The 600-nt window shown below is 61.2% G+C and carries 1 protein-coding gene; it reads right to left on the bottom strand.

Annotated elements, in window-relative coordinates; translation table 11 throughout:
• Window positions 1-147: 147 nt before the first annotated feature.
• The gene (locus V3B41_RS20440; protein ID WP_329861824.1) at window positions 148-348 is read right to left on the bottom strand and encodes a hypothetical protein; all 201 of its coding nucleotides are present in this window, start codon (window positions 346-348) and stop codon (window positions 148-150) included.
• Window positions 349-600: the final 252 nt, after the last annotated feature.

Raw genomic sequence — 600 nt, 5'->3', positions numbered from 1 at the left:
TGGGGAGGACGGCCGGGTCATAGGTACGGGGCGGACGTAAAGCCTCTTCAAACGTGGCAGGGTCTACTGGCCACGCCTTTTCCAGGGCACTCTTCTGCTCGCAAGCTGGCAGAAGAAAACAGAGCAGCATCAGGAGACAGGGCCTCCTCATGCGCCTACGCCCTGTCGCACCGGCTGGTATTTCTTTCGATCACCGGCCGTCTGCGTCCAGACCAGAGTGGGTAACTCGCATTTCGCACACTCGGGCAGGATGCCGGTATTGCGATAGTGGAGGGTCTGCGCGATAAGCGGATCATCGTGGCTCGAGTGGAACGACTTGCGGTTGTCTTCCCGGTCGGTGGTATCCATCCAGCAGCCATGCGGCGACAACCCAAACTTCAGGACTTGACCCTCGCGGATACGTTTGGTGATACAGCGCTCACACATCCCTTAGATGCCCTCGATATTGCCGCCACCATCGCGCAGCAGCTCAGCCAGTGCCTTGCGGTCCGCAGCAACGGCTTCCTTGTCCATCGACGTCGGCGCAACGTAGCGCGGCGCTGCAGGCTGCTGTTCCGGCACATCCGGAGCCTGCGAGGTCTGCGGCAGCAAGCGTGGCTT

This window comes from Stenotrophomonas sp. SMYL89 (assembly GCF_036319985.1).
Lineage (GTDB): Bacteria > Pseudomonadota > Gammaproteobacteria > Xanthomonadales > Xanthomonadaceae > Stenotrophomonas > Stenotrophomonas maltophilia_Q.
This window is presented reverse-complemented; position numbering and strand designations above follow the sequence as displayed.